At 62.5% G+C, this 8,078-nt stretch carries 10 protein-coding genes; 3 read left to right on the forward strand and 7 right to left on the reverse strand.

Annotated features, from left to right (window positions below; all coding sequences use genetic code 11):
- The 3 genes from EN994_RS09805 to EN994_RS09815 form a co-directional block, all read right to left on the reverse strand.
- On the reverse strand, positions 1 to 601 hold a 601-nt coding region (locus EN994_RS09805; RefSeq protein ID WP_281060138.1), incomplete at its 3' end, for a biotin carboxylase N-terminal domain-containing protein.
- Entirely contained in the window at positions 601 to 834 is a 234-nt protein-coding gene (locus tag EN994_RS09810; RefSeq protein WP_013533152.1) for an acetyl-CoA carboxylase, read from the reverse strand. The genes EN994_RS09805 and EN994_RS09810, both read right to left, overlap by 1 nt.
- A 66-nt stretch (positions 835 to 900) precedes the next feature.
- Positions 901 to 1,623 (reverse strand): LamB/YcsF family protein, encoded by a 723-nt coding sequence (locus EN994_RS09815; protein WP_024502406.1) that lies wholly within the window; start codon positions 1,621 to 1,623, stop codon positions 901 to 903.
- A 135-nt stretch (positions 1,624 to 1,758) separates the two neighbouring features.
- On the opposite strand from EN994_RS09815, the gene EN994_RS09820 reads away from it, so the two are divergent.
- Positions 1,759 to 2,664: a LysR family transcriptional regulator gene (locus EN994_RS09820; RefSeq protein ID WP_013533150.1), complete on the forward strand. Its 906-nt coding sequence runs from the start codon at positions 1,759 to 1,761 to the stop codon at positions 2,662 to 2,664.
- 204 nt (positions 2,665 to 2,868) lie between these two features.
- Here EN994_RS09820 and EN994_RS09830 read toward each other — a convergent pair whose 3' ends face one another.
- Entirely contained in the window at positions 2,869 to 3,021 is a 153-nt protein-coding gene (locus EN994_RS09830; protein ID WP_244514267.1) for a hypothetical protein, read from the reverse strand.
- 357 nt (positions 3,022 to 3,378) lie between these two features.
- Between EN994_RS09830 and EN994_RS09835 the strand changes: the two genes are divergently transcribed.
- Complete coding sequence (locus tag EN994_RS09835) at positions 3,379 to 3,978, forward strand: TetR/AcrR family transcriptional regulator (RefSeq protein WP_063167472.1); 600 nt, start codon at positions 3,379 to 3,381, stop codon at positions 3,976 to 3,978.
- A gap of 250 nt (positions 3,979 to 4,228) precedes the next feature.
- Here the strand turns inward: EN994_RS09835 and EN994_RS09840 are convergent, their stop codons facing one another.
- The 3 genes from EN994_RS09840 to EN994_RS09850 form a co-directional block, all read right to left on the reverse strand.
- Positions 4,229 to 5,368 carry an alpha-hydroxy acid oxidase gene (locus EN994_RS09840; protein WP_063167473.1) on the reverse strand — a complete coding sequence of 380 codons (1,140 nt, stop codon included), beginning with the start codon at positions 5,366 to 5,368 and terminating at the stop codon, positions 4,229 to 4,231.
- 104 nt (positions 5,369 to 5,472) lie between these two features.
- Positions 5,473 to 6,573 carry an isocitrate/isopropylmalate dehydrogenase family protein gene (locus tag EN994_RS09845; protein ID WP_063167474.1) on the reverse strand — a complete coding sequence of 367 codons (1,101 nt, stop codon included), beginning with the start codon at positions 6,571 to 6,573 and terminating at the stop codon, positions 5,473 to 5,475.
- A 25-nt stretch (positions 6,574 to 6,598) separates the two neighbouring features.
- Positions 6,599 to 7,342, reverse strand: coding sequence for a glucose 1-dehydrogenase (locus EN994_RS09850; protein WP_013533144.1), 744 nt, complete (start codon positions 7,340 to 7,342; stop codon positions 6,599 to 6,601).
- A 141-nt stretch (positions 7,343 to 7,483) separates the two neighbouring features.
- Here EN994_RS09850 and EN994_RS09855 point away from each other — a divergent pair.
- Positions 7,484 to 8,078, forward strand: a 595-nt coding sequence (locus tag EN994_RS09855) for an aldehyde dehydrogenase family protein (RefSeq protein ID WP_127307505.1), incomplete at its 3' end; no start/stop codon positions are given.

Below are 8,078 nucleotides of genomic sequence, written 5' to 3' on the forward strand. Positions count from 1 at the left end.
TTTCCATGTAGAGACCACCATCGCCAAAGGCGGCGAGGGCTTCTGCTTCGGCCTGAGGAAAGGCTTGTTCGAACTCGGCAAGCGAGTTCGCGATGCGGATGCCCCGCCCGCCGCCGCCTGCCGCCGCCTTGATCATCACCGGAAAACCGGTTGCGGTCAGCACCTCGTGGCCAGCCTCGAGGCCCTCGACCCGGCCAGCCGAGCCTGGCACGACGGGGACACCTGCAGCGGCAGCGGCCGATCGCGCCGAGACCTTGTCTCCCATCATCCGGATCGCATCTCCCGACGGGCCGACGAAGACCAATGCAGCGCCTGTGACCGCGTCGGAAAACGCGGCATTCTCGGCAAGGAACCCATAGCCTGGATGAACACTGTCGCAACCGGTGTCGCGGGCAGCCTTCAGAATTGCTTCGACATTGAGATAGGACTTCTTTGCAGCTGGTGGGCCGATGTTGACCGCTTCGTCCGCAAGCTGGACGTGGAGCGACTCGGCGTCTGCGGCCGAATACACCGCCACGGTGGCGATCCCCAGATCTTGCGCGGCCCGGATGATCCTGACCGCTATCTCGCCCCGGTTGGCAACCAGAAGCTTTTTCAGCATCAGTCGAGATCCGCAATAGGTGCGCCGGCCATGATGGGATCCTCATTGTCGGCAATGAAGCGGATGTTCGTACCGGCCGTCTCGGCCCTCACTTCGTGGAACGACTTCATCACTTCGATGAGACCGATTACGTCTCCGGCGGACACCGCGTCGCCATCCGCCTTGTATGGCGGCTGGTCTGGCGAAGCGCTGCGATAAAAAGTGCCGGGAAGAGGTGAAAGAATCTGGGCCATAAAAAGCTCCGGAAAACTGCGGACAGACTAATCTGGAACCGCCCGCGCGGGCGGGTTCGGTCGAGTTCAGTGCCAGGGGGCGATTGCGGTGCGCACGGCCCGGGCTATTTCGATGGCGTTCGGCGTATCGGAATGCACGCAGATGGTTTCGCAGCGTACAGGGAAGAAACTGCCGTCCTCTGCCGTGCCCTCGCCCTCCCTGATGGCGCGTACGCACCGCTCGGCCATCTCTGCGGGGTCCTTGGCGTCATGAACGCGTGTCAAGATCAGCTTGCCGGAGGCATCGTAGTCGAGATCGGCATAGAACTCAGCGACAAATGGGATACCGCGCTCTTGATAGATCTTCTCATGCAGGGTGCCCGTCATGCCGAAGAGGGGTACGCCGAAAATCTCTGCCGCGTCGCACACGCCATGGGCTATTGCCTCCTGCTGCATGGCCATGAAGTAGAGGCTGCCATGCGGCTTGATGTGGTGGAGTTCCACACCCTCGGCCTTGAGGAAGCCGGCAAGCGCTCCCACCTGGTAAATGATGGTGTTTCTGACTTCTTCGCGGGTCATCCGCATCTCGCGCCGGCCGAAACCCTGAATGTCGGGCAAGCCTGGATGGGCGCCGATCTTTACGCCACTCGCCTTGGCGCTGCGGACGGCGGTGTGCATGTGATCCGGATCGGAAGCGTGAAAACCACAGGCGACATTGGCAACGTCGATGATGGGCATCATGCCCATATCATCGCCAACCTTGTAGAGGCCAAAGCTTTCGCCCATGTCGCAGTTTAGCGTCACCGCCATCACATTGTTACCCCTCGAAGCTGCCGTCTTTGCGGCGTTGCAGCATTTTTTGCGCATGCGAGGGCATTTGTGAAATAGTAGTTTATTGATTGTCATATCAAAAAAACAGATAATGGTTCTGGGCCAGGGCGCACCATGACCATCACCTTGAAACAGCTGGATTATTTTATCGCGACCGCCGAGAGCGGACAGGTCAGTCATGCCGCGGTGGAACTCAACATCTCGCAATCGGCGGTCACTGCGGCGATAAAGACGCTTGAGGCTGACCTGGGCGTACGGCTTTTGGAGCGTAACCACGCTGGCGTAAGACTGACGATGGAGGGCGCGCGGTTTCTTGAACATGCGCGTGTTATCACCGGGGCCGTCGCTGCCGCCGTCCGAAGCCCGTTGCGCGATAGGAAAGGCCTGGCGGGCAAGCTGCGGCTGGGCATGACCTACACGGTCGTCGGCTACTACATGTCGCGCCACTACGCGCGCTTTCGAAAGACCTATCCCGAGATCGAGGTCGAGGTGCTGGAACTGCCCCGAGACGCTCTCGAAAGCGGGTTGATGTGCGGGGACATCGACATGGCCGTGATGCTGGTGTCGAACCTGGAGCACACCAAGGAGTTGGCGCAGGAGGTCTTGATGCGGTCGAACCGCCGGCTCTGGCTTTCGGCTGATCATCACCTCCTCGCGCGGCAGGAGATCAGCCTCGCCGATGTGGCGGCGGAAGATTATGTCATGCTGACGGTTGACGAGGCACGCACGACGGCCGCCCGTTACTGGGATGCCGCGGGCCTTTCGCTCCGCGCCGTCCTTACCACCAGTTCGGTCGAGGCCGTGCGGTCGCTCGTGGCTGCCGGCATGGGGGTCACTGTCCTGTCCGACATGGTTTACCGCCCCTGGTCCTTGGAGGGGCAGCGCATCGAAGTGCGCGGGCTTGTCGAGCCCATCCCCACTATGGACGTTGGCCTTGCCTGGTCGCGTGACAGATCAATCGAACCGGCGGCTGCGGCCTTCCGGGCCTTTATGTCCGTAACCATGGGCGGCGGCGGCTAACCTCCTGCCGCCAGTCAGGCGCTATGGCTGGTTGAGCAGCGGAGCATGCCGCGCGCAGGAGCTGATGCCTCGCATCATCAAGGGGGATTTCACCTTTGTCGCAAATTACCTCGTCATCGTCGTCCCTCAGGTTGCTCCCGACAAACAGAAGGAATTCTTGGACAGTCTTATTGGTCCACCTCGGACCGGAACCGGAGAAGTTTCTCATCGGCGGGCGGTGACTTCACGGTTGCGGGCTACGATCTGCTCGTGGCGGAGGGGAGGCGTCGCCTCGATGAAGCCCTTGATCAGCGCGTCGCGAATTCCGGGTGCGCGCGCCTTTTCCGCCGTGGACAGCGCATCCTGAAGATCAGGCAACGTCAGTTCCGTGCAGTAGGCGGGCGTGCCCGGTTGCTCAGCGCATGGTGCGCGGATCTATTCCGTATTGAGCGGACATCCAGAGGGTCGCGCAGGGCGGTGCTGCCGACGGAGCAGTCCGCCTCGAAACTCGTATAGCTCGCGGCATCTACTGACGGCGCGCGCCAGGCGCCAGGCAGGTTGCGGTGCCCGTTGTCCGGATGCATGCCGGTATCATCTGCCTGATCATCGTGTCCTCGTTTCGCTCGCTAATGCCGACCTGTTAGAATAATCGACCGGGGGCTATATGGAGACTCTCTCCGATTCGGCTTTTAGATACGGAGAGTGTCTCCGGTATTCAAGGGTTCAAGGTCAGTAATGTCGCAATTTTCGGTCGCGTCAGCCCTGCGCAGGGACGCGCAGCATAATCGGGCGCACATTCTCGAGGTGGCGCGACAAGCGTTCGGCAACGACAGTGTTGACGTTTCGATGGATTCTATTGCGAAGCTGGCGGGCGTGGGAGCAGGGACGCTCTACCGCCATTTTCCAAACAAAGACGCCCTGCTGGCTGCGCTGTTAGTTCTTCATTATGAAGGCCTCGACCATCGTCGCGTTGAAATCGAAGCCGGGGAGAGCGATGCAGGCCGCGCACTCGAACTCTGGGTTGAAGCTCTCGGCGACTGGATGCTGGCTTATGAGGGCTTGCCTGAACCGTTACGGGCGGCTTGCCGAGTAGAATCCCCGCTGACGCCGACCTGCCATGCTGTCATCGCGACGACGGAGCGAATCCTGAAGGCTGCACAGGACGAAGGGCTTGCACGACGGACGATGACCGGGCGCGACATCTTTTTCGGGGCACTGGCGATCGCTTGGGCGAGCGGCGCAACGGCAGCGGGCGAAGACATCCGCAACGTGCTTCGCGACATTCTGAAGAACGGGTGGATGGAACCGAAAACAGCACCGGGCGGCCGACCTTAGTCTGCCTATCCGACTGTGCAGCCTCTCGAATTTAATCACGACCGCCGCTAGCGGGTGTGCATCAAACAAGTGCTCTCTGACAGGCGGCCGCTGGGCTTGGGAAGGAGCGGCGTGTGAGGGCGGCAATTGGTCGGCCGCCCGCAGCCGCTTGCACAACCGCGATAGCAAAACCTTGGCATGATGAGGAAGAATATTGGACGAGCGGGGGTTTTCTGTACCTCTTGACCAAGCGTGAGCACTCGTCTTGGCGCTATGCTATCATTTCTGATCCCGCTTCCTGAAAACGGGGGATCCCGCAGAGCCTGAGGCAAGTCACCACTTCGTCCAGGATGATATCCAGTGCCTTGGCCACGCCGGGCTCGCCAGCCACGGCGCCGAACAGGGCGGCCCGGCCGATCGCCGCGACGGTGGCGCCGCGTGCCTTGGCCTTGACGATGTCCGTGCCCGTGCGGATACCGGAATCGATGAGGATCGGGATTTGGGCGCCAAGTGCCTGACGGATAGCGGGCAGGGCATCGATGCTCGATACAGCACCGTCGAGCTGGCGGCCTCCATGGTTGGACACCCAGATGCCATCGGCACCAGCCGCCACCAGTCGCGACGCATCGCCCGGGTGCAGGACGCCCTTGACCAGCAGCCGGCCTTTCCACCAGTCGCGGATCTGGCGGAAATCGTCCCAGTCGAAACCTGCATGGAGGCTGCCGCCAACACGCGCGGCGATCGTCAGGCCGGCGCTGTTGTCACCGAGATAGCCGCGGACGTTCTCGAACTGGGGCAGACCGCCGCGCAGCAGGCGCAGCGACCAGCCAGGATGAAGCATGCCTTCCCAGAGATGCCGGGCCGAAGGCCGCAGTGGGATAGATATGCCGTTCCTAAGATCCTTTTCGCGCTTGCCACCGGCTTGCAGATCAACGGTCACCACCAGCGTCGAATAGCCAAATTCTTCCGCTCGCCTCACCAACTGGCGATTGAAGTCGAAATCCTTGAGCACATAAAGCTGGAACCACAGCGGCCCCTGTACGGCTCGCGCCATGCCTTCGATGCTGGCCGTGGCCATGGTGGAGAGCGTGTAGGGGATGCTGCGAGCGGTTGCCGCCCTCGCGATGGCAATGTCGGCTCCGGGCCTGACCAGCGCGCAGGAGCCCATCGGGCTGATCACCAGCGGTGTTGGCAAGGTCTCGGACCAGAGCGTCGTGGAAACGTTCGGATGCGAAACATCGGTAAGCACGCGCGGCAAAATTCTGATCTTTTCGAAATCGCTTCGATTGGCTTTGAGGGTGAGTTCTTGCCCCGCCCCGCCATCGATGAATTCGAAGACGGATTTCGGCAGACGACGACGGGCAAGCGTGCGAAAGTCCTCGACCGAAACCTGGCGATCGAGAGCGCCCATCTCAGGTCTGGACCCTGTGCCGGCCGGCGATGAAGAATATCCGGCGCATGAGCGTCTGGCCGACCTTGCCAGGTCCAACAAGATTTATCCTTGGCTTGGTCATATCAGTCGCGCCCGGCAGCGAGCCGGTCGCAGACCGAACGGGTTATCTCGCTGGTCGACGCCCTGCCTTTCAGATCGGCGCTCAGAAGCCCGTTGGCCAGGCAGTCCTCGGTCACGCGACGGATGCGCGCTGCGGCCTGGTTGAGTCTCTCGTCGCCATGCTTGTGGCCGAGCCAGTCGAGCATCGAGGCTGCCGACAGGATCGTCCCATACGGATTGGCGATACCCTGGCCGGCAATGTCGGGCGCCGAGCCGTGCGCGGCCTGGAAGAAGCCGTTGGCCGCGCCGATCTCGGCTGAAGGCGCCATGCCCATCCCGCCCACCGTCGCGGCGGCGAGGTCGGACAGGATGTCGCCGAACATGTTCTCGCTGACGATGACGTTGAAATGGCCCGGTTTCACCACGAGATGCATCGCCATGGCGTCGACCAGCGCGTGCTCGGTCGCGATATCGGGATAGTCCTTCGCCACTTCGTCGAAGACGGAGCGAAAGAAGGCATAGCTGCGCAGCACGTTGGCCTTGTCGCAGCAGGTCACCCGGCGCACGCCGTCACGGGGCGCGCCGCCCGACTGGCGCGCCAGTTCGAAGGCCTTGCGTGCGATGCGCTCGATGCCGGAGCGGGTCTGCACCAGCGTGTCGACCGCCACTTCGCCGCGCAACAGCGCGCCCGATCCCCGCGCGGCGTAAAGCCCTTCGCTGTTCTCGCGCAAGATGATGTAGTCGATACCGCCGGCCTTCACTCCGCTCAACGGGCTCGGCACGCCCTCGAAAAGCCTGACGGGGCGGATGTTGGCATAGAGATCGAGTTCGAAGCGCAGCCTCAGCGTGAAATCCAGGCCTGCTTCGGTCCCATCGGGATGGATGACGCCCGGCAAGCCGCCCGCACCATGCAGGATGGCGTCCGCCTCGCGGCAGGCCTGGAAGGTCGGCTCGGGAAAGCTCTGGCCGGTCTTCAGGAAATGCTCGGCTCCGGCCGGGTATTCGCTGAAGTGCAAGGGGCTGCCGGGACCGAGCGCTGCTTTCACCACTTGAACCGCTGCGGCGCAGACTTCCGGGCCGATGCCGTCGCCATGCACCACGGCGATTTCGTAGACAGGCTTCATCGCCAACTCCCAAATGGTCTAACGCTCAGATGCACTTGCCGCCATCGACGTTGAGGTCGACGCCGGTGATCATGCTGGCCTCGTCGGAGCACAGGAATGCCGCGGCGTTGCCCATGTCCGCCGGCGTAGACAGCCTGCCGATCGGAATGGTGGCGACGACGCGGGCGCGGTTCTCTTCGCCGGAGCCGATGAAAGTGGACAGAAGTGGCGTGTCGCCGGCAACCGGATTGATGGCGTTGACGCGGATGCCGAAGGGGGCGAGTTCCACGGCCATGGCCCGGGTGGCGGCAATCGCCCAGCCTTTGGAAGCATTGTACCACGTCAAATTCGGGCGCGGCGAGACGCCGCCGGTGGAGGCGACGTTGAGGATGGCGCCTGATTTGATGGATTTGAAATGCGCGACGACCGCACGGGCGCCATTGTAGATGGATCGCATGTTGACGTTGGCGATCCGGTCGAACATCTCTTCGTCCATCGTCTCGAGCGCCAAGGGCGGCTGGGCCACGCCGGCATTGTTGACCAGTATGTCGAGACCGCCAAAGGCCGAGCGGGCCAGGTCTGCCGCCGCTTCGAAGCTTCCGAGTGTCGAGACGTCGCCAGTGATTGGCCGCACATTTTCGCCGGCTTCGGCAGCAACGCGAGCCGCGGCGGCCTCATCACGGTCCATCAACACGACCAGCGCACCTTCGGTGACGAATTTCCTGACGATGCCTTCGCCAAATCCCGAACCGCCGCCCGTGACGATAGCGACCTTGCCAGCAAGTCTCATATCTGTTCCTCCGTTGCCGGCACCATCGGGGAAGTCGCGTGCATTGCACAGTCCGATTATCTGAACGCCCTTTTAGCTTTCCTTGTTTGAGGTCGACCGGCGTGGGAGTCATAGTCGCCACGGAATTGTGAGGAGGAAGAGATGACGCTGAATTTCGACCCGCGGGCGAAGGCCACGGCGCTCTACCATGGCGAATTCCGGCCGATGTTCGTCGGCGGCAAGTGGGTTCCGGCACAATCCGGCCAGGAGATGCAGGCGCTCAACCCGGCGACTGGCGAAGTGCTGGCCACCGTGCCGCGTGGCTCGGCGGCCGACATCGATGCGGCGGTGGACGCTGCGCGCACGGCCTTCGAAGGGCCGTGGTCAAAATTCTCGCCCTACGAGCGGCAGTGCGTGCTTCTGCGCATCGCCGATCTCTTCGAGACCCATTGGGAAGAACTCAGCGTTTCCGACACTCTCGACATGGGACTGCCGATCACGCGCACGCTCGCCAACCGGCGGCGCGTCATCGGCATGCTGCGCTTCTATGCGGGCATGGCGACCGCGCTGCATGGCGAATCCATAGACAATTCGATCCCCGGCGAGATCGTCTCGTTCACAAGGCGCGAGCCGGTAGGCGTTGTCGGCGCGATCATCCCCTGGAACGCTCCGACCGCGGCGTCGATCTGGAAGATCGCGCCGGCGCTCGCCACCGGCTGCACCATCGTGCTGAAGCCCTCGGAGGATGCTTCGTTGA

Origin of the sequence: Mesorhizobium sp. M7A.F.Ca.CA.002.09.1.1, assembly GCF_003998555.1 — a bacterium.
GTDB classification, from domain to species: Bacteria; Pseudomonadota; Alphaproteobacteria; order Rhizobiales; family Rhizobiaceae; genus Mesorhizobium; species Mesorhizobium ciceri.